Origin of the sequence: Sphingopyxis sp., assembly GCF_040216815.1 — a bacterium.
GTDB lineage: Bacteria > Pseudomonadota > Alphaproteobacteria > Sphingomonadales > Sphingomonadaceae > Sphingopyxis.
Genome location: NZ_JAVJOJ010000006.1, coordinates 63,393 through 83,409, shown reverse-complemented (window position 1 = coordinate 83,409; position 20,017 = coordinate 63,393). Strand labels below are relative to the sequence as shown.

Here is a 20,017-nt window from a genome sequence, read left to right as displayed (position 1 = left end):
CATCTCTCAACGTCCCCGGTTGAGCAGTTTCAGGCTATCCCACGCCGCCGCCTTCTGCGCCGCGCGGGCCAGCAGCATCGCAGGGTGGGCGACGGCTACCGTTTCCACCTTGTCGCCACCCTGGTTAATATCGAGTAACCTTCCGCGCGCATCGGGCAGCTCGGTCCCCGCCGCCATGCGCAGGATGTCGCTGCCGACGAGCAGCAATCGTTGCGGTGCCGCGAGACGAAGATGGTGTTCCAGCAGCCGTTCAAGCTCGGCCGCGGCGGCCGCATCGACCCGGCCGCCCGGCGGGCGCGTGACCGCAAGGCTGGCGACATAGCATTGGCTTTGATTAAGGCCGATCGCCTGCAACATTGCATCGAGCAGCTTGCCGGCCTGTCCCGCGAACAGCCGTGCTTCGCGCTGATCGTCGATTTCGGGCCATGCGGTGAGCAGCATCAGCCGCGCGCCTGCTTGCCCGGTGGGGAGCACGCGGCGTGCGTCCCACTGGCTGCCCGGAACGTCGGGGTGCGTCGCCAGCCAGCGCTGGAAATCGTCCCATTCGCCGGGAATGGACACCGGCCCCCTGGGTTCGGCATTCTGTTCGACTGGCTGGCGATGGAGCGCGGCGGGAAGCGGCGGCGGTTCCGCGGGTGCTTCAGCTGCGCGCTTCGGCCGCTTTGCCGCAGCGTCATTCGCGGGCGGGATGGCAAGCCACCCCGCGGGCTGTTCGCCGACGAGCGTGTCTACGCCCGCCAGCGACCACCAGTCGCAATAGCTTTCCGCCTGCAATGCCGAGTTTTGCCCGCCCATGAAAATGTTTGAAACAGGAGGTTGACGGGTGCGTCAATTGGCGGGCATCGCATTTCGTGACAGAATGAGCGCCGGACACGATGAATGATCGGCGCGGGGACGGCAGAAAGGGATTTGCGGTGAGCGAACGGGAATCGATGCCTTATGACGTGGTCATCGTCGGCGCGGGTCCGGCGGGGCTTTCGGCGGCGATCCGCCTAAAGCAGCTGGCGAACGAGGCGGGCAGCGAGCTGTCGGTTTGTATCCTGGAAAAAGGGTCCGAAGTCGGCGCGCATATCCTGTCGGGTGCGGTCATCGACCCCAAGTCGCTCGACGAGCTATTGCCCGAGTGGCGCGACATGGGCTGCCCGCTCGCCGAGGTGCCGGTCAACGACAACCAGCATTGGGTGCTGACCAAGAACAAGAAATTCAACCTCCCCGAGTTCATCTCGCCGGGCTTCATGCACAACACGGGCACCTATACCGGCAGCCTCGGCAATCTCTGCCGCTGGCTCGCCGAGCAGGCGGAGGGGCTGGGGGTCGAAATCTTCCCCGGTTTTGCGGCGGCGGAAATCCTCTATAACGATGATGGCTCGGTCAAAGGCGTCGCGACGGGCGATATGGGCATTGCGCGCGACGGAAGCCACAAGGGCGATTATGCCCCCGGGCTCGAACTTCACGCCAAATATACCTTCTTTGCCGAGGGCGTGCGCGGCCACCTCACCAAGATGCTCAAGCCGCAATTTGCGCTCGACGCCGATTGCGAGCCGCAGGTTTATGGCCTGGGCGTCAAGGAATTGTGGGACATCGACCCCGAACTTCATGCGCCGGGTCGCGTGATCCACACGCAGGGCTGGCCGCTCGATGAACATGCCAACGGCGGTGGTTTCCTCTATCATCAGGCGAACGGGCAGGTCGCGCTGGGTTTTGTGACCTGGCTCAACTATCGCAATCCGCACATCTCCCCCTTTCAGGAGATGCAGAAGTGGAAGACGCATCCCGAGATCGCGAAGATATTGAAGGGCGGCAAGCGCGTTTCCTATGGCGCGCGCGCGATCAGCGACGGTGGCTATCAGTCGGTGCCCAAGCTTGCCTTCCCCGGCGGCGCGCTGATCGGCGACAGCGCCGGTTTCCTGAATGTGCCGCGAATCAAGGGCACGCATACGTCGATGAAGTCGGGCATGATGGCGGCCGAGGCGGCTTTTGCCGCCGTAAGCGCAGGTCGCGCGGGCGACACGCTCGATGCCTATCAGGCGGCCTATGACGACAGCTGGGTCAAGAAGGAGCTCAGCGTCGTTCGCAACGTGCTGCCGCTCGTCGAAAAATGGGGCGATCTCGGCGGAACGATCCTGGCGGGCATCACGATGTGGGCCGAAACGCTCAAGATCAAAATGCCCTTCACCATGAAGCATCATCCGGACAATGAGACGCTTTATCGTGCCGACATGATGCCCAAACCCGATTATCCGAAGCCCGACGGCGTGCTGACGTTCGATCGCCTGTCGTCGGTGTTTCTGTCGAACACCAACCATGAAGAGGACCAGCCGGTCCACCTTCAGCTCAAGGATCCGTCGATCCCGGTCGAATATAATCTGCCGCTTTATGACGAACCCGCGCAGCGCTATTGCCCGGCGGGGGTCTATGAGATCGTCGGCGAGGAAGAGGGCGACCCGAAATTCGTCATCAACGCGCAGAATTGCGTCCATTGCAAGACGTGCGACATCAAGGACCCGACCCAGAATATCAACTGGGTCACTCCAGAAGGCGGCGGAGGCCCCAATTATCCGAATATGTAAGCCCGCCTGTCGCTTGCTCGCCGCCGGCGCGCTGGCGACAGCGGCGCCCGTGTCGGCTTCGGAAAGCGATGGAGCTACGCTCAACGCGCTGATCCGCGCCCGGCTGGCCGAAGAAAATGGGACGCCCGCGGCAGCGCTCTCGGCGCTGAATGTGGTGGCGAGCCTTGCGCCGGGGCTTCCGGGCGTACGCGGCCGGATGCTGGAACAGGCGATCGCGGCGGGCGATCTGGTGGCCGCGCGCAGCGCCGCGCAGCGATTGTGGAGCGCGGGGGATCTTCGTTTCGATGCCCAGCTCGTCCTGATCGTCGACGCGATGCGCCGGTCGGACTGGAAGGGCGCGCGCGCCTATCTCGCGGGGCGGCCTGACAAGACGGGAACCGACTCGATCGCACGCGTGATCGCGCCGACCTTTCAGGCGTGGATCGATGCCGGCGCGCGCAGTCGGCGGCCCGAGCGTCACCTGATCGATCCGACGCGCGGCGCGCGCCCCGAACCGGCGCTCGTTTTGCAGGCCGTCATGGTGCAGGCCGCCGCGGGGCGTTCGGCCGAAGCTGCGACCTTGGCGGACAGCATTACGCTCAGCGACCGGATGAGCCAGCTCGTCGGTCTGCGCGCCGCGGCAACGCTTGCGAAGGCAGGCGAGAGTGCGGCGGCCGAACGGCTCCGCCGCCGTATCGCGCTGGCCGCCGGGGAGCGCGAAGATCCCATGCTGCTCCTGCCCGACCAGCCGGTGACAAGCCCGCGCGCGGGGACCGCACAATGGCTCGGCCTGCTTGCCGACGGGCTCGCACGCACGCCCAATGGCAGCACGAAGCTGCCGCTGCTTTTCGCGCGTGCGGCCCACTGGCTGAACGATGACGATTGGACGGTGCGCGCGGCGCTGGTCGAGGCGCTGACGCGCGATGGCCAGAGCAAGGCGGCGGTGGCGCTGCTCGATACAAGCCGCGCCGCTCTGCCTGCGGTGCTGGCGATGCGGCAGGCCGAGCTCATCGCCGACAGCGGCGATCTCGCCGCCGCGCTCGGCCGCGCCGAGGCCGCCGCAAGGGGCGATGCCGCACGCAGCTTGCTCGTACGCCTTGCCGACCTGGCGCGGCGGTCGGGCGACCGCAAGGCGGCGGCAGGTGCTTATGAACGGCTTGAGGCTGCGCTGGACCAGGGCAAAGGCGACCATCCGCTGCGCAGCTCGCTGTTGCTGGCGCGCGCGGAGCTGAAGCTCCAGGCGGACGAATGGGATGCGGCGGTGCCGCTGATTGAACGCGCGGTGGCCTTGCAGCCCGACGATCCCACCGTCCTCAATTTCGCTGGTTACTCGGCGCTCGAACGGCGCAAGGATGTGAAGCAGTCGCTCGCGCGGATCGAGGCGGCATGGGCAAAGGCGCCGCAGAATGCCAGCATCACCGACTCGCTCGGCTGGGCCTATTTCCTGACCGGGCGCACCGACGATGCCGTCGAATTGCTCGAACGCGCGGAGCGGGGCGAGCCCGACAATCCGGTGATCGTCGAGCATCTGGGCGATGCCTATTGGCAGGCGGGCCGCAAGTTTCAGGCGCGCTACAGCTGGCGTGCGGCGGCTTTGCTGGCGGACGCCGACATGGCGACGCGGATCGAGGCGAAGCTGCGCGACGGCCTGACCCCCGCGACGGTGGCGCCGTGAGCGCCATCATGCGCGAAACGGGCTGGGCCAAGATCAACCTTGCGCTGCACGTCCGCGCGCGACGCCCCGATGGTTATCACGACATCGAAACGCTGTTTGCCTTCGTCGACGATGGCGACGCGATCGAAACCGTCGTTGCCGAGACCGACAGTCTGGTGATCGAAGGCGAGTTTGCCGACGGGCTGAGCGCCGGTTCGGACAATCTGGTGCTGCGCATCCTGACGCTTCTGCGCGGCCGCCATGGCGCCGACCGGGTCCCGCCGCTCGCGGTGCGCTTGATCAAGCGGCTTCCGGTGGCGGCCGGGATCGGCGGCGGATCGGCCGATGCGGCAGCAATGGCGCGGCTCATCCGCGAGCATTTCCTGCCCGAAGTCGGCGACGAGGCACTGGCTCGGCTGGTCGGTTCGCTCGGTGCCGACATCGCCGCGTGCGTGGCAAGCACAACCTGCCTTGGCACGGGCGCCGGGGAGGAATTGCACCCGGTCGCCGGGCTGCGGGTGGAAGGCACGCCGGTGCTGCTCGTCAACCCGCGCCAGCCGGTCGCGACCGGGCCGGTCTTTGCTGCATGGGACGGAATCGACCGCGGACCGCTCTATATCGGGACCGATCACCGCGCGCAGCTGATCGGCGCGCGCAACGATTTGCAGCGCCCGGCAACCGCGGCCTGCCCGGCAATCGCCGACTTACTTCTCGAACTCGGAGCCTTGCGGCCGTGGCTGGCGCGCATGTCGGGATCGGGTGCGACCTGTTTTGCGCTGTTCGATGCCGCGGCCGAGCGCGACGCGGCGGCCGCGGCGCTCGCGGCGCGGCATCCGGGCTGGTGGGTGATGACGGGAGCATTAAGGTGAGCGAAGCGTGGCGGCAGATCGGCGAGGCGCACGCGGGCGGCATATTGCTGATCGGCGACCATGCGTCGGCGCATGTGCCGGACGACATCGACCTGGGCATCGATCCCGCGCTGCTGTCGAACCATATTGCGATCGACATCGGCGTCGCGGAGGTCGCGGCGTTGCTCGTCGAACGCGGCGCGGTCGATGCGGCGATCCTTGGCGGCGTGTCCCGCCTTGTCGTCGACTGCAACCGCGACGAGGACGCGCCCGGCGTGCTCCCGATCGCCAGCGACGGCCACGCCGTGCCGGGCAATGCGCTGGACGATGCCGCGCGCGAGGCGCGGCTGGCGCGCTTTTTCCGGCCCTATCACGATCATATCGCGGCGACGGTTGCGGCGCATCGGCCCGCGATGATCCTGTCGCTCCACAGTTTCACGCCGTCGCTCGCGGCGCATCCCGATCAGGCGCGGCCGTGGCACGTCGGCGTGCTCTATAACGACGATGACCGGCTTGCCCCGGCAGCGATCGCCGCGCTGGAGGCCGAAGGGATGATCGTCGGCGATCAGCAGCCCTATTCGGGCAAGCTGCTCAACGCAACGATGAACCGCCACGCCGAGGCGAACGCGATACCCTATATCGGGATCGAGATGCGACAGGATCTGGTCAGCGATGCCGAGGGGCAGGCGCTGTTCGCCGAGCGGCTGGCGCGCATGTGTCACAGTCTGGCATTGAATATCGCGGAATAGGCGTGTAGAGGCGCTTTTCCTCGCCAAATTTTGAAATAAAATTATCAGGAACAATTAAAATGCCTTCTTATCGTTCGCGCACCACGACCCACGGCCGCAACATGGCCGGTGCGCGCGGCCTGTGGCGCGCGACGGGAATGAAGGACAGCGACTTCGGCAAGCCGATCATCGCCGTGGTCAACAGCTTTACCCAGTTCGTGCCGGGCCATGTCCACCTGAAAGACCTGGGCCAGATGGTCGCGCGCGAGATCGAGGCGGCGGGCGGGGTCGCCAAGGAATTCAACACGATCGCGGTCGATGATGGCATTGCGATGGGGCATGACGGAATGCTCTATTCACTGCCTTCGCGCGACCTGATCGCCGACAGCGTCGAATATATGGTCAACGCGCATTGCGCCGACGCGATGGTGTGCATCTCCAACTGCGACAAGATCACGCCGGGAATGCTGATGGCGGCGCTGCGCATCAATATCCCGGTCATCTTCGTTTCGGGCGGCCCGATGGAAGCGGGCAAGGTCGTGCTGAAAGGCAAGGAGGTCGCGCTCGATCTGGTTGACGCGATGGTGGCCGCGGCCGACGAAAGCTATACCGACGAAGAGGTCACGGCGATCGAACGCTCGGCGTGCCCGACCTGCGGATCATGCTCGGGCATGTTTACCGCTAATTCGATGAACTGCCTGACCGAAGCGCTGGGGCTGTCGCTGCCGGGCAATGGCTCGACGCTTGCGACGCACGCCGATCGGAAGGCGCTGTTCCTGCGCGCCGGACGGATGATCGTCGAAATGTGCCGCCGCTATTATGAAGAGGATGACGATCGCGTCCTGCCGCGCCGCATTGCGAGCTTTGAAGCATTTGAAAATGCGATGAGCCTCGACATCGCGATGGGGGGGTCGACCAACACCGTGCTCCACCTGCTCGCCGCAGCGCATGAGGCCGAGGTCGATTTCACGATGGAGGACATCGACAGGCTGTCGCGCCGCGTGCCCTGCCTGTCGAAAGTCGCCCCGGCCAAAAGCGACGTGCATATGGAGGACGTCCACCGCGCCGGCGGCATCATGGCGATCCTTGGCGAACTCGACCGCGCCGGACTGCTCCACGCGCACCTGCCCACAGTGCACAGCGCGACGCTGGGCGATGCGCTGAATAAATGGGACATCACGCGCACGAATGACCCCGACGTGCAAAAATTCTTCATGGCGGCACCGGGCGGCGTACCGACGCAGACGGCGTTCAGTCAGGAACGGCGCTGGGACAGCCTCGACCTCGACCGCGAGGCGGGGGTGATCCGCTCGGCATCCCATGCCTTCAGCAAGGATGGCGGGCTGGCGGTGCTGTCGGGCAATATCGCGCGCGATGGCTGTATCGTGAAGACCGCGGGGGTCGACGACAGCATTCTGAAATTCAGCGGCCCGGCAAAGGTGTTCGAAAGCCAGGACGCCGCGGTCGCGGGCATCCTGACCGGACAGGTCGTGGCGGGCGATGTCGTCGTCATCCGCTATGAAGGGCCGAAGGGCGGACCGGGGATGCAGGAAATGCTCTATCCGACCAGCTATCTCAAGTCGAAGGGGCTGGGGGCCGCGTGCGCGCTGATCACCGACGGGCGCTTTTCGGGCGGCACGTCGGGGCTGTCGATCGGCCATGTCTCGCCCGAGGCGGCGGAAGGCGGAGCGATTGGGCTGGTCGAGAATGGCGATATGATCGACATCGACATTCCGGCGCGTACGATCACGCTCGCCGTGGCCGACAGTGTGCTGGCCGAGCGCCGCGCGGCGATGGAAGCAAAAGGCGACGCCGCCTGGCAGCCCGCGAAACCCCGCCCGCGCAAGGTTTCGGTGGCGCTGCAGGCCTATGCTGCGATGACGACGAGCGCCGCGCGCGGCGCGGTGCGCGACCTGTCGCAGATCAAGGGCGGCAAGGGCTGATGCGCCGCTGGACCGCGCTGGCGTCGCTATGCGTGCTGGCGGGGTGCGGCGGCGCGCCTCAGGAAGCGGACGCGGTCAAACAAAAGGTCGAATGTGCGCTCGAGGGTGCCGAAGCCTTCGAACGCAGCTGCACAATCGAGGAAATGGACGGCGCCGACGGCGCTATCCTGGTCGTCGGGCGCAGCGATGTCGGCTACCGCCGTCTCCGGATCACGACCGACGGACGCGGCGTCGTGTCGGCCGACGGCTCCGAACCGGCAAAAGTTGCGATTGCCGGCGACAAGCTGATCGAAGTCACGATCGGGGGGGATCGATACCGGCTTCCCGCGAGCGTCGGCGCCACAGAATAATAGCCGCATCTTTTCCGTGCGCCGTGCTAATCATGGCACCATGTCCGTTCCCGCCGACGCCCCGATCCTGACCGCCGCCGCGATGCGCGAGGCCGAGGCGGCGTGCGCGGTGCAGGGAAGGTCGCTTTCAGACCTGATGGAGCTCGCGGGCGCGGCCGTTGCCGACACCGCCTGGCGGATCGCCGCGGGGGCACCGATCCTGATCCTGTGTGGCCCGGGCAACAATGGCGGCGACGGCTATGTCGCGGCACGACGGCTGACCGAACGTGGGGCATCGGTGCGCGTCGCGGCGCTGGGCGAACCCGCGACCGCGCTAGCAAAGGCTGCGCGGGCGCGGTGGAGCGGCCCCGTCGAAGCCCTTAATGGCCACCTAGCTGCGGCGCCTCTGATCGTCGATGCACTATTCGGCGCCGGCCTTTCGCGGCCCATCGCCGACGATATTGCAGTTGTTTTGGGACATTTTACGGACCGGCGCATCCTGGCGGTTGATGTGCCGAGCGGCGTCGACAGCGACGGGGGCACCGACTGGATGCCGCCGCTTCGCGCCGATGTGACGTTGGCGCTGGGGGCATTGAAGCCCGCGCACGTCCTGCTGCCGACCGCGCCCGCCTGCGGCCGCGTCCTGCTCGCGCCGATCGGCATAGGGGCGAACAAGGCGATGCGGACGCTGCCGAGGTCGCGCGAGACGAAACCGGAGGCTGCGGCGCACAAGTTTACGCGCGGGATGGTGCTGGTCTTTTCCGGGCCGATGCGCGGCGCCGCCGGCCTGACGGCCGCAGCGGCGCTGCGCGCGGGTGCGGGCTATGTCGTGCTCGACGGCAGCGAGCGCGCACCCTTTTCGGCGATCATTACCGAGAGTGACGAGAAGTTCGGCGAGCGGCTCGACGATCCGCGCGTTGGTGCCGTCGTGATCGGGCCGGGATTTCCGGCGGGCGACGAATTGCTGTTCGACGTCGAGGCGGCGCTCGATTCGGGCAAGCCGCTCGTGCTGGACGCCGCGGCGATCGATGCGGCGCTACCCCGCCTCTCAGAAACCCCGCGCAAGGCGATATTGACGCCGCACGAAGGCGAGTTCGCGCGCGCCTTTCCGCGACTTTACGGCAGCAAGGTCGACAAGGCCAAGGCCGCTGCGGCGCGGACGCGCGCGGTCGTCATCTACAAGGGGGCCGACACGGTGATCGCCGCCCCCGATGGCCGCGTGGTGGCCGCGTGGCCGGGCTGCCCCTGGCTCGCTACCGCCGGCACGGGCGACGTTCTTGCCGGGGCGTGCGGCGCGATGCTGGCGCGCGGCGGCGATGCCTTTGACGCGGCGGTGGCGGCGGTGGGCTGGCATATTGCGCGCGCCCGCGCTATCGGCCCCGGCCTTGTGGCCGACGATATGGTGAAAGACTGACGTGAGCGAAACCGCCCTGATTACCCGCATCGCTGCGCGCGGCGACGGCGTTACCGGCGATGGCCGCCATGTCGCGGGCGCGGTGCCGGGCGACCATGTGCGGGCCGACGGCATCCTGATCCCCGGCCCGAACCGCGCCGAACCCCTGTGCCGCCATTTCGGCAAATGCGGCGGCTGCCAGCTGCAGCATGTCGCTGAGGCGGCGCTGGCCGATTATGTGCGCGATCGCGTCGCGGGGGCGCTGGCGGCGCAGCAAGTAAGGGCGGGCGACATCCTGCCCGCGCAGCTGTCGCCGCCGCAGAGCCGTCGCCGCGCCGCGCTCACCGCGCTTCGCACAGGCAAGCAGGTCGCGATCGGTTTCAATGCGGCGCAGAGCAACCAGATCGTCGACATGCGCACGTGCCCGCTGTTGCACCCCGATCTGTTCGCGCTGGTTGCGCCGGTGCGCGAGCTGCTGGCGATGATCGCACCGCCGCGGCGGCCGGTGAAGGTCAAGATGCAGTTGCTCAACCAGGGGGCCGAACTGATTCTCGAAGGGGTCCGCGCCGAGGGACTCGACGCGGCGATGGCGCTTCAGGATTTCGCCGGAACGCATCGGCTGGCGCGCTTCGCGGTCGATCAGGGTGAGGGGCTGGAAATCCTGTGGCAGCCCGATCCGCCGACGATGAATTTCGGCGGCATCGCGGTCGAAGTGCCGCCTTTTGCCTTTCTGCAACCGACGGCGGCCGGAGAGGCAGCGCTTGTCGCGGAGGTCATGGAGAGCATCGGCGATGCCGCCGCGGTCGCCGACCTGTTCGCGGGCGTCGGCACCTTTGCGCTGTCGGTGCAGGCAGGGCGCAAAGTCTATGCGGCCGAGGGCGCGCGCGATGCGATCGCGGCGCTCGCCGGCGCGGCCAACCGCGCGCGCGCGCTGGTTGCGACCGAGCATCGCGACCTGTTCCGGCGTCCGCTGGTGCCCGCCGAGCTCGATCGATTCGGCGCCATCATCCTCGACCCGCCGCGCGCAGGTGCCGAGGAACAGGTGAAGCAACTCGCCGCGGCATCGGTTCCCGTGATCGCCTATGTCAGCTGCAATCCCGCAAGCTTTGCGCGCGACGCAAAGATACTCGTCGATGGCGGCTACCGCCTCAACCGGGTGCAGCCCGTCGGCCAGTTCCGCTGGTCGACCCATGTGGAACTGGCCGCGCGTTTCATCCGCTGATCGATGCTCAGTGCAGCACGAAACCCATGAAGGCATGGAGGCAGAGCGCGATCAGCGCGATGCTCGCGAGCGCAAACACCAGAAAACGCCACATCACGCGGTTGACCGTCACTTGAACGAGACTGTGCACGATACGCAGCGCGACATAGGCCCAGGCGATCTGCGCGTTGAGTCCGCCGCCCATGCCGCCCACCGCCAGCGCGATCGCGACGGCGTAGAACACGGTCGGCTGTTCCATCAGATGATTGTAATTATGCGCCTTCCACTGCACCTGCGGCGGCAGGACATTTTCCAGATTCTGTCCCGTTCCGCCGACCAGATTGGCCGTATCGATCTTTGCACGGCGCATCGCGGGAAGCCGCGTTGCGTACATCCAGACCCACATGATCATCGACCAGAGCGCCAGCGTCGCGACGGGGCCCAGTATGGCGTTATTGTCCATCACGGATCCTTTCAGCCCAGCGTCGCAATGACGGCGAGGATCGACAGCGCGAAGAGGCAGATCGTTGCCAGCGTGAAGATCGCGAAGCGCACCGGAATGCGGTTGACCGTCGATTGCCACAGGCTGTGGACGATGCGGAGCACGACATAGGCCCACGCCAGTCCGCGCGTCAGGTCGGTGTCCCCGCCTGACAGATGCAGGAATACAATGACGGCGTAAAAGATCGTCGGCTGTTCGCACAGATGCGTGTAATTATGCGATTTCCAGTTGGTTTGCGGCGGCAGCGCTTGCTCCAGATCGACACCGCGCCCGCCCGGCGCCGCCGTCTTGATGTCGATGCCGACCTTCGCCATCGCCGAAAAGCGCGTGGCGGCGACCCAGCCGAGCATGAGCACCGTCCAGAGCGCAAGGACCGCGCCGGGTGCAAGTAGACTATCTGACATGGCTTCCCCCCTCCATCAATGTGGCGCGATGCTACGCCAAGCGCGGCATTATGCAATGCCATCCTTCGCGTCGGCCAGCCGGGCGCGGATCGCGTCGCCGTCGCCATCGACGCGCGGCGCAAAGCCGAGGTCGCGCGGCGGCATCGCGCCATAGCGGACGGGCGGCTGCATTTCGTGAAATGCGCCGACATCGGGATGGGTCCGGCGGCGGAAAAATCCCGTTGCGGCGAAATGGGGGTCGTTCGTGATGTCGTCGAGGTCGCGCGCCGCCATCGCGGGAATGTCGTTCACGGCGAACAGCGCGAGCCATTCGGCGGTCGTCTTTGCGGGCGTCTTGCGCGCAATTTCAGCGTAGATCAGCGGCATATGCCGTCCCTCCTCCTTCGCGGCGGCAAACTCGGCCGTTTCGAGCAGCGCGCTACTGCCGAGCAGCGCCATCAGTCGGGCGGTGGATTCGGGCGTATAGGGAACGATCGCGACATAGCCGTCGCGGGTCGGGAAGGGCTGGCGCGTCGGGTCGAGCTGGCGCGGATAGCCCGCGGCGCCGAGCGGCGGGTCGAGCGCGGCATCGCGCAGATGCTCGGTCAGCATGAAGGCGCTGAAACATTCGAACATCGGCACCTCGACCGCCTGACCCTCGCCGGTCCGCAGCTTGTGGATCAGCGCCGCGAGGATCGCCTGCGCGCCGAATTGTCCTGCGACCTTGTCGGCGATCAGCGACGGAAAATATCGCGGCCGCGGGTCGCCGTCGACGCGCGGGAGCAGGCTGGTGGTGCCGCTCGCCGCCTGGATGACATCGTCATAGGCCTGAAGGTCGGCATAGGGGCCGTCCTGTGCGAAGCCGGTGCCGTGGACATAGATGATATCGGGTTTGAGAGCCCGGCACGCCGCGTAGTCGAACCCCAGCTTGGCGATCGCCTTGCCACGGATATTGTGAAAAAAGACGTCGGCGGTGGCGATGAGTTCGCGGAGCACCGCCGCATCCTCCGCGCTCTTCAGGTCGAGCGCGATCGATTGCTTTCCGCGGTTCACGGTAAGGTGGATCGACCCCATCGTCGGGTCGGGAACGCCGCTTCCCAGATAGCGCGAGATGTCGCCCACGCCCGGCGTTTCGACCTTGATCACCTCGGCTCCCAGATCGGCCAGCATCTGCGTCGCGTAGGGGCCGAAAATAACGGTCGTCAGATCGATGATGCGAATGCCGGACAGCATGGACATGGCCTCTCCTTCTTTATCGCCGCGCACGATAGACGCATTGCAAAGTGAAACGGAAGAGGCTTTGCGCCTGGCGTTTCAGACAGCGGCGACCGCTTTGGTGTCGCCGTCTGCGCCATCGGCATAGGCTGCCGAAATGCGGCGATAGGATTTCGAGGCGAAGGCGGCGAGCGTCGCGAGCACGCCGAGCAGGCCCGCGATCGAAAAGACGATCGCGATGCCGCGCTCCGGCCCGCGCCCGTACCAGTCGCCGATAGCCGCCGCTCCGGCGCCGTCGGTCATCAGCGGCACAAAAATGAACTGCGTGACCGGCGCGATCAGAAAGGCGGTGAAGGGCGAGGCTGCCTGCTCGACCGACTGGGCAAAGCCGAATACGCGTCCCTGCCGTTCGAGGGGAACGACCTTTTGCAGCGTCGTCTGCTCGGCAGCCTCGGCATAGGGGCCCAGGAACATCCAGACAAAGCAGCCGAAGCTGAGCAGCAGGATCGACGACTGAATGGTGAAAAAGGCTGCAACCGACCATGTCACCAGATTGACCGCGAGCAATGTGCGGACGGGATTGGCGCCGAGCCCGGTGCGCGCGATGACGATGCCGCTGAGGATGAAGGCGCAGGAAATGGCCGCCCAGAGCAGGCCCCATTCCTCCACCTTCATCAACGACAGGCCATAGGCGTCCATCAACGCCATGAACACGCCGCCGAGCAGGTTGTTGAACGCCGCGAACAGGATCAGCGCGAACAGGCCGGGAATGCCGCGCACGACGCGGAAGGTTCCTGCCAGATCGACGCGGCGCACCCGCTCGTCCGCTTCGGCCGGGCGCGGTTCGTCGACCGTAACGAACAGCAGGTCGATCGCCGCCACCAGCGACAGGAGGATCGCAAAAATCAGCGTCGCGACCATCCCGCCCCAGGCAACCAGAAAACCGCTGATCGCCGAAGTGGTCAGAAAGCCGATGCCGCTCACCATCCCCACAAGCCCGTTCGCCTTGTCGCGCCGTTCCGCGGGGACCAATATGGTCACAAGCGTCGGCAGCGCGATCATGCGGATATTGCCGACGATTACCCCCAACATCGTCAGCAGGACAAACAGCCAGAGCATGATGCTGTCTGTTCGCGCGTCGCGGATGTCGGGATCGAACGCATAGCCGGCGAGCGCGACCGCATAGAGCGCGAGCGAGGCGAGGCTGGAGAAGAGCATCATGCGCCGTTTGCCATGATGATCGACCAGACTGCCGAACCAGATCCCCAGCATCGCGGTCAGCACCAGATAGATGCCCGCAATCATCCCTGTCGCGAATACCGACTGGGTTTCGAGGAAGGTCCAGAAGGTCAGCGCGAACCACACCGTGAAATTGGTGATGTTGGCGACAAGGTTGTTGGCGAGGAGATGATGAAAGGGCTGCATGGGCGGCGCAATCTAGCGCCGAGAACTCCCGATACCAGCCTGGAGAATAACGTCATCCCGGCGAAGGCCGGGATCTCGGCGAGGCGTCATTCTGCACCGGCGAGATCCCGGCCTTCGCGGGGATGACGATTGAAACGAGGCGGACGGTACCAGTTTTGGCCGCCCAATCAGAACAGCTTGGTTACCGTCGCGCTGCGGCGTTCCTGTTCGATTTCGCCGGTATAGAGGCTCGTCATCGGCTCGTCGCTGACGACATGCGTTTCGTCGGCGCCGAAGCCGTTGAACTTGGTCCGCATCGCGCAGCCATAGGCGCCGAGCATCCCGATTTCGATGAAATCGCCGGCCTTGATGTCGGCAGGCAGATAGAAGGGGCCCGCCATATGGTCGAGATCGTCGCACGTCGGACCGTAAAAGCTGAACGGCACCAGCTCGGTATCGCGTTCGGCGTCGCCCTGCAGCACGACAGGAAAGCGCCAGCCGACGTGCGCGGCGTCGAACAGCGCGCCGTAAGCGCCGTCGTTGATGTAGAGCTCCTCGCCGCGGCGCTTTTCGACGCGAACGATCAGCGAGCTATATTCGGCCGACAGCGCGCGGCCCGGTTCGCACCAGAGTTCCGCCGAATAGCTGATCGGAAGGCTTTCGAAGCTGCGGTGGATCGTATCGAAATAGGCGTCGAGCGGCGGCGGCTCCATGCCCGGATAGGAGGAGGGAAAGCCTCCGCCCACATCGATGATGTCGACCGTGACCGACGCGGCGACAATCGCGGCGCGGACGCGCTCCATCGCTTGTGCATAGGCATGCGGCGTCATCGCCTGGCTGCCGACGTGGAAGCAGATGCCGAGCGCGTCGGCGGCCTGGCGCGTCGCCATCAGCAGCTCGGCGACATCCTCGGGCTCGGCACCGAATTTGGCGGCGAGGCTGAGCTTCGAATGGTCCGACGACACGCGCAGGCGCACGAGCAGATTCAGATCCTGTGCCCCCTCGGTCGCGCGCACGATCTTTTCGAGTTCGTCGAGCGTGTCGAGCGAGAAGGTGCGTACACCATGTTTCCAATAGGCTTCGGAAATCGCTTCCTCAGCCTTCACCGGATGCATGAAGCAGAGCGTCGCTTGCGGCAGCGTGCGCGCGACAAGACGCACCTCGGCGATCGAGGCGACGTCATAATGGGTGACGCCCGAATCCCACAGCACGCGCAGCAGGTCAGGCGACGGATTCGCCTTTACCGCATACATGGTGGTGCCGGGAAATCGCTCGATGAAGAAACGCGCTGCGCGCCGCGCGGCATGCGGGCGGACAAGCGTAACAGGTTCGACCGGCGAAAGTGCCTGAATCAGCCCGTGGGCGCTATGATGCTGGTGCAATGCAAGGGACCCCCAAAGGTAAAGTGAAACATCCAAGGCTGCCTTGCGGTTATTGGAAGTCCCCCTGGGGCAGCGGTGGCGCATATATGGCGGGGGGTCCGGGCTGTAAAGACCCTTGGACGCAATTTTGTAACGTGGCAGCGGCAGGCGGGGCGAACCGGGGCAGCGGTGCGGCGGCGCGAGACAGGCGGAAGCAAGGCCGCTAGATTGCGCCATCAAAGATCCTGAAAGGACGTGCCCATGGTCTCCCGCGCCGACGTCAATCATAGCTTTTCCGACGCCGAGCTCGACGAGCTTTGCGGCTTTGGAACCGTCGAATCGTACAAGGCAGGGGATCTGATCATCGCCGAAGGCGCGGTGGCGCCCGATTGCATCGTCACGCTGTCGGGGCACACCGACATTTTTGCGTCGACCGACGAAGGGCGCAAGCGCGTTGGCTGGATGGAGCGCGGACAATTTGCGGGCGACCTGTCGGTGCTGACGGGACAGCGCCATCTTTCGCGCGTCGAAATGGGAGCCGATGGCGAAATATTACGGATCGCACATAGCGATTTTCAGCGGTTGATCGCGGGCAATTCGCATTATTCCGACATTTTTGTGCGCGTGCTGTCGGCGCGCCGCGAGTTCAGCAACCAGCGCGGATTCGCCGTGACGATCGTGATCGGCGCGGCGCTCGACCGCAGCGTCTATGCACTCCGCGACCTGCTCGCCAAACATGGCGTCGCGCATCGCTGGTTCGACCCCGCCGACGGGCCGGTGCCGACGCATCTGCTTGCCGAGCGGGGCGTTGCGGAGGAGCAACTGCCCGTCGTGATACTCGGCGCGGCCGACCTGCTCGTCCAGCCGACTCCCGAGATGTTGGCCGCGGCGCTCGGCCTTGACCTGCTCCCCGATGGCGCAACAGCCGACGTGATCGTCGTTGGCAGCGGGCCGGGCGGGCTCGCGGCGGCGGTCTATGCGGCATCCGAAGGGCTGACGGTCATCGCGCTCGATGCCCACGCGCCGGGCGGACAAGCGGGCACCTCGTCGAAAATTGAAAATTACCTTGGCTTTCCGACCGGCATTTCCGGCAACGAACTCGCCCGCCGCGCGACGGTGCAGGCGCAGAAATTCGGCGCACGAATCGCCGCACCAGTGCGCGCGGCGTCGATTGCACCCGACAAGGACGCCTATTGCCTCCATCTTGCCGACGGGCGCAAACTGCGCTCGCGCGCTGTGGTGGTTGCCTCGGGCGCGCAATATCAGCGCCTCCCGATCGAGGGGATAGAGGCCTATGAAGGCCGGGGAATCTATTATGGCGCGACGCCGATGGAGGCGCAGCTTTGCAGCGATGCCGAGGTTGCGGTCGTCGGGTCGGGCAATTCGGCCGGGCAGGGCGCGATCTATCTCGCGAGTGTCGCCAGGAAGGTTTACGTGATCTTTCGCCGCAAAAGCCTGCGCGAAACGATGTCGGAATATCTGGTCAAGCGATTGGAAGAGCATCCGAATATCGAGATTATCGCGTCGACCGACGTTGTGGCGCTGCACGGCGAGGACAGCCTCGATGCACTGACCTATCGCTGCCGCGAGACGGGGGCCGAGGGGCATTGCGAATGCCGCTTCCTGTTCCTCTTCCTCGGCGCCACGCCGAACACCGGCTGGTTGCCAAGCGAAATGGTGTGCGATGAGCGCGGTTTCGTAAAGACGGGCACCGACATTGCGCCCGTCGAGCTGGTCCGGGCGGGCTGGTCGCTCGACCGTATGCCGACGCGTTATGAAACCAGCTGGCCGCGCATTTACGCCGTTGGCGACGTACGCAAGGGGTCGGTGAAGCGTGTCGCTTCATCGGTCGGAGAGGGATCGGTCGTGGTGAGCGACATTCACCAGGCGCTGGCGGAAATAATAGCTGTCGCTGTTTAGTCGTCATCCCGGCGAAGGCCGGGATGACGGTACCAGGTCAGATCACCCCAGCCGCGTCTTGAAATCCTCATATCCGAATTCGCGGATCAGCTTGAGGTCGTCGCTCTCGCTGTCCCACAGCCAGATCGACGGCAGCGGCACGCCGTTGAATGTGTTGGTCTTGACCATCGAATAATGCGCCTGGTCGAGAAACGCGAAGCGCTGGCCGATGCGCGGCCCGCCGGGCAGGCGATAGTCGCCGATCACGTCGCCGGCGAGGCATGATGGGCCGCCGAGCCGGGTGGGAGCGCCTTCGCTCGCTTCACCCAGCATCGCGGGGCGGTAGGGCGCTTCGATCACGTCGGGCATGTGGCAGGTCGCCGAAATGTCGGTGATGCCGATGCTCATGCCGTTGTGGAAGAGGTCGAGGACCTCGCCGACGAGGATGCCTGCGTCGAGCGCGATCGCTTCGCCCGGTTCGATCATCACGTCGCAATCGGTCGCGGCGCGCACCTGTTTCAAAAAGGCGATCAGATCATCGACCTGATAATCGGCGCGCGTGACATGGTGGCCACCGCCGAAGTTGATCCATTTGAGCCCGCTGAAAAAGGGGCGCAGCATCGCCTGCACTGCGCTCCAGGTGCGTTCGAGCGGTGGGAAGTCCTGTTCGCACAGGCTGTGCATATGCACACCGTCGACGCCCTCCATATGTTCGGGAAGCAACTGGGTGATCGGAAACCCCAACCGGCTGCACGGCGCCGCCGGGTCATATTTGGCGACGTCGCCTTCGCTGTGCATCGGATTGATGCGCAGGCCGACATCGAACGTCTCGCCGCGCGCGCGAAGATCGTCGAGCAACGGCCGAAACCGCGCGATCTGGCCGGGCGAGTTGAAGATCAGATGGTCGGAGAGGCGCGCGATTTCGGGGAGGTCGGCTTCCTTGTAACCGGCGCAATAGGTCGCAACTTCCTTGTCCCCATGGCGACCGCCATATTCGCCGCGGCCAAGCTTGGCTTCGTAGAGCCCCGACGCACAGACGCCGTCGAGATAGTCCGCGACCGTCGATCCCAGCGACCACATGGAAAAGGCTTTCAGAGCCGCGAGAACGCGCGCGCCCGATGCGTCGCCGATCCGCCGCAGCACGGCAAGATTCGCGCGAACCTTGGCAGCGTCGACGACAAAGGCGGGGGAGGGGACGCGGCTCAGGTCGAAGCGGGCAAAGGCTCCGGGGTCGCCGGCACGGGTTTCCATGGCGTGTGATTTCCTGTCAGACCGTGGCGGTCGCGTGAAGACGAAATATGCCTCCGCCGCGGTCGATTCCAGCCAGCGAGAGGATTCGTGGGCAGCCGCTCATCGAGCCCGAGGACCACGAACGCAGCGAATATGATCGGCGTGGGCACGCGTTGCAAGCATTTGCATCGGCGCAGCGCGCGGTTCAGTCAGGTGACTGCGCAAGCGGCAGCACTTCACGGACCAGCGCGGCGAAAAAATGGCCCGGCTCTTCGACCATCGGCATATGCGCCGAATGTTCGAGCCAGACGAGCGATTTTGAGGGGGCTTCAAGCGTGTCGAGCCATGCCGCGGCGATCGGCGAGGGTGTCGTATAGTCGTGGCGTCCGAGCAGGAAAACCACGGGGATTTCGAGCTTTCGGATCGGTTTGAAACTCATGTCGGCGAGTTGGGGCCAGACGGTCGAGACGGAAAAGGCGCTGCCCCTGCCCCATGCCTTGACGTCGTCGGGGCCATATTCGGGCGACAGCAGCGGGGTCTGGAAATAAAGCTTCAGGTCGGGCTTATTGTACATCAGCGATCCATAGGGCATCGCATATTTGCGCCAGCCGTCGGCTTTGGCGATGGTGAAATCGCCTTGCGGATAGGGCGCCAGCGCATCGATGGCGGCGACCGCCTCGGTGTTCCCATCCGCCAGCGCCTTGGCGCGCGTCCACGCCATGCCGAGTTTTTCGCCCTCGCGAAAATCGATGCCCTGGCCGACGCCGACATAGGCGTACAGCAGGTCGGGGCGTTTGATCGCGACCGACAGGCCGACGACCGAACCCCAGCTGTGGCCCAGCAGCACGACCTTTTTCTTTCCAAAACGCTTTTGCAGATGCTCGATCAGTTCGATCGCATCGTCGCGGTAGCGATCGGGAGTCATCGTCGGCGCGAGTGCCGCAGGGTCGTTCAGCGGATAAGAACGACCGGCACCGCGCTGGTCATATTGGACGACGGTGAAGACATCCTCCCACGGCCGCTGAAAGGCCCAGGCAAAGGGCATTTCGACCGCCCCCGGACCGCCGTGGACAAAGAGCAGGATCGGATTGTCGCGGTCGGTGCCGCGCACGTTCACCACCTGCCGTGCCCCGCCCAGCGTGACCTCGAACGTCTCCTGAACGCCGTTTGGCGTCACGATCTTGCCGATGTCGGCGACAATCGCGCGCGCGGGGGCGAAAGGGTCTTCATTCTGCGCGGCGGCAGGGGTGGCGAGGGCAAGCGCCGCCAGGGTTGCGAAGGGATATCTCATGGGGCGTCCTTGCAGCTACTGACCAATAAAAAGCCGTTCGCCCTGGGCCTGTCGAAGGGCCGTTCTTCCTTGGCTAAAGAGAAGAAC

The 20,017-nt window shown here is 65.5% G+C and carries 17 protein-coding genes; 9 read left to right on the top strand and 8 right to left on the bottom strand.

Translation table 11 applies throughout. The features are described from left to right. Positions 1-6: 6 nt before the first annotated feature. Complete coding sequence (locus RIA72_RS09285) at positions 7-795, bottom strand: uracil-DNA glycosylase family protein (RefSeq protein WP_350031900.1); 789 nt, start codon at positions 793-795, stop codon at positions 7-9. Positions 796-914: 119 nt separating this feature from the next. On the opposite strand from RIA72_RS09285, the gene RIA72_RS09280 reads away from it, so the two are divergent. From RIA72_RS09280 to RIA72_RS09245, 8 genes are read left to right on the top strand one after another with little or no spacing between them, the layout of a single operon-like run. Next, the gene (locus tag RIA72_RS09280) at positions 915-2,570 is read left to right on the top strand and encodes an electron transfer flavoprotein-ubiquinone oxidoreductase (protein ID WP_350031899.1); all 1,656 of its coding nucleotides are present in this window, start codon (positions 915-917) and stop codon (positions 2,568-2,570) included. A 49-nt stretch (positions 2,571-2,619) separates the two neighbouring features. Continuing rightward, positions 2,620-4,224: a tetratricopeptide repeat protein gene (locus RIA72_RS09275; protein WP_350031898.1), complete on the top strand. Its 1,605-nt coding sequence runs from the start codon at positions 2,620-2,622 to the stop codon at positions 4,222-4,224. Between the two features lie 8 nt (positions 4,225-4,232). Beyond that, entirely contained in the window at positions 4,233-5,072 is an 840-nt protein-coding gene (locus RIA72_RS09270; RefSeq protein ID WP_350032095.1) for a 4-(cytidine 5'-diphospho)-2-C-methyl-D-erythritol kinase, read from the top strand. After that, positions 5,069-5,800, top strand: coding sequence for an N-formylglutamate amidohydrolase (locus RIA72_RS09265; RefSeq protein WP_350031897.1), 732 nt, complete (start codon positions 5,069-5,071; stop codon positions 5,798-5,800). Before RIA72_RS09270 ends, RIA72_RS09265 begins: the two co-directional genes overlap by 4 nt. Positions 5,801-5,859: 59 nt before the next feature. Continuing rightward, complete coding sequence (gene ilvD / locus RIA72_RS09260) at positions 5,860-7,722, top strand: dihydroxy-acid dehydratase (protein WP_350031896.1); 1,863 nt, start codon at positions 5,860-5,862, stop codon at positions 7,720-7,722. Next, complete coding sequence (locus RIA72_RS09255; protein ID WP_350031895.1) at positions 7,722-8,072, top strand: hypothetical protein; 351 nt, start codon at positions 7,722-7,724, stop codon at positions 8,070-8,072. The genes ilvD and RIA72_RS09255 overlap by 1 nt, the downstream gene beginning before the upstream one ends. A gap of 40 nt (positions 8,073-8,112) precedes the next feature. After that, a complete protein-coding gene (locus RIA72_RS09250) occupies positions 8,113-9,465 on the top strand; it encodes an NAD(P)H-hydrate dehydratase (protein WP_350031894.1) in 1,353 nt (450 codons plus the stop codon). A 1-nt stretch (position 9,466) separates the two neighbouring features. After that, entirely contained in the window at positions 9,467-10,666 is a 1,200-nt protein-coding gene (locus tag RIA72_RS09245; RefSeq protein WP_350031893.1) for a class I SAM-dependent RNA methyltransferase, read from the top strand. A 7-nt stretch (positions 10,667-10,673) separates the two neighbouring features. Here the strand turns inward: RIA72_RS09245 and RIA72_RS09240 are convergent, their stop codons facing one another. The 5 genes from RIA72_RS09240 to RIA72_RS09220 form a co-directional block, all read right to left on the bottom strand. Further along, a complete protein-coding gene (locus tag RIA72_RS09240; protein WP_350031892.1) occupies positions 10,674-11,108 on the bottom strand; it encodes an MAPEG family protein in 435 nt (144 codons plus the stop codon). 11 nt (positions 11,109-11,119) lie between these two features. Then, positions 11,120-11,551 (bottom strand): MAPEG family protein, encoded by a 432-nt coding sequence (locus tag RIA72_RS09235; RefSeq protein ID WP_350031891.1) that lies wholly within the window; start codon positions 11,549-11,551, stop codon positions 11,120-11,122. A gap of 48 nt (positions 11,552-11,599) precedes the next feature. After that, positions 11,600-12,769, bottom strand: a complete 1,170-nt coding sequence (locus tag RIA72_RS09230; RefSeq protein WP_350031890.1) for a CaiB/BaiF CoA transferase family protein — start codon at positions 12,767-12,769, stop codon at positions 11,600-11,602. A gap of 75 nt (positions 12,770-12,844) precedes the next feature. Continuing rightward, positions 12,845-14,170: an MFS transporter gene (locus RIA72_RS09225; RefSeq protein ID WP_350031889.1), complete on the bottom strand. Its 1,326-nt coding sequence runs from the start codon at positions 14,168-14,170 to the stop codon at positions 12,845-12,847. Positions 14,171-14,337: 167 nt separating this feature from the next. Then, positions 14,338-15,531 carry a type III PLP-dependent enzyme gene (locus tag RIA72_RS09220; RefSeq protein ID WP_350031888.1) on the bottom strand — a complete coding sequence of 398 codons (1,194 nt, stop codon included), beginning with the start codon at positions 15,529-15,531 and terminating at the stop codon, positions 14,338-14,340. Between the two features lie 240 nt (positions 15,532-15,771). Between RIA72_RS09220 and RIA72_RS09215 the strand changes: the two genes are divergently transcribed. Further along, positions 15,772-17,430, top strand: a complete 1,659-nt coding sequence (locus RIA72_RS09215; RefSeq protein WP_350031887.1) for an FAD-dependent oxidoreductase — start codon at positions 15,772-15,774, stop codon at positions 17,428-17,430. A 42-nt stretch (positions 17,431-17,472) separates the two neighbouring features. Here RIA72_RS09215 and RIA72_RS09210 read toward each other — a convergent pair whose 3' ends face one another. Continuing rightward, a complete protein-coding gene (locus RIA72_RS09210) occupies positions 17,473-18,660 on the bottom strand; it encodes a carboxynorspermidine decarboxylase (RefSeq protein WP_350031886.1) in 1,188 nt (395 codons plus the stop codon). 184 nt (positions 18,661-18,844) lie between these two features. Next, on the bottom strand, positions 18,845-19,930 hold the full coding sequence (locus RIA72_RS09205) for an alpha/beta fold hydrolase (RefSeq protein ID WP_350031885.1): 1,086 nt from the start codon (positions 19,928-19,930) through the stop codon (positions 18,845-18,847). Between the last annotated feature and the right edge of the window lie 87 nt (positions 19,931-20,017).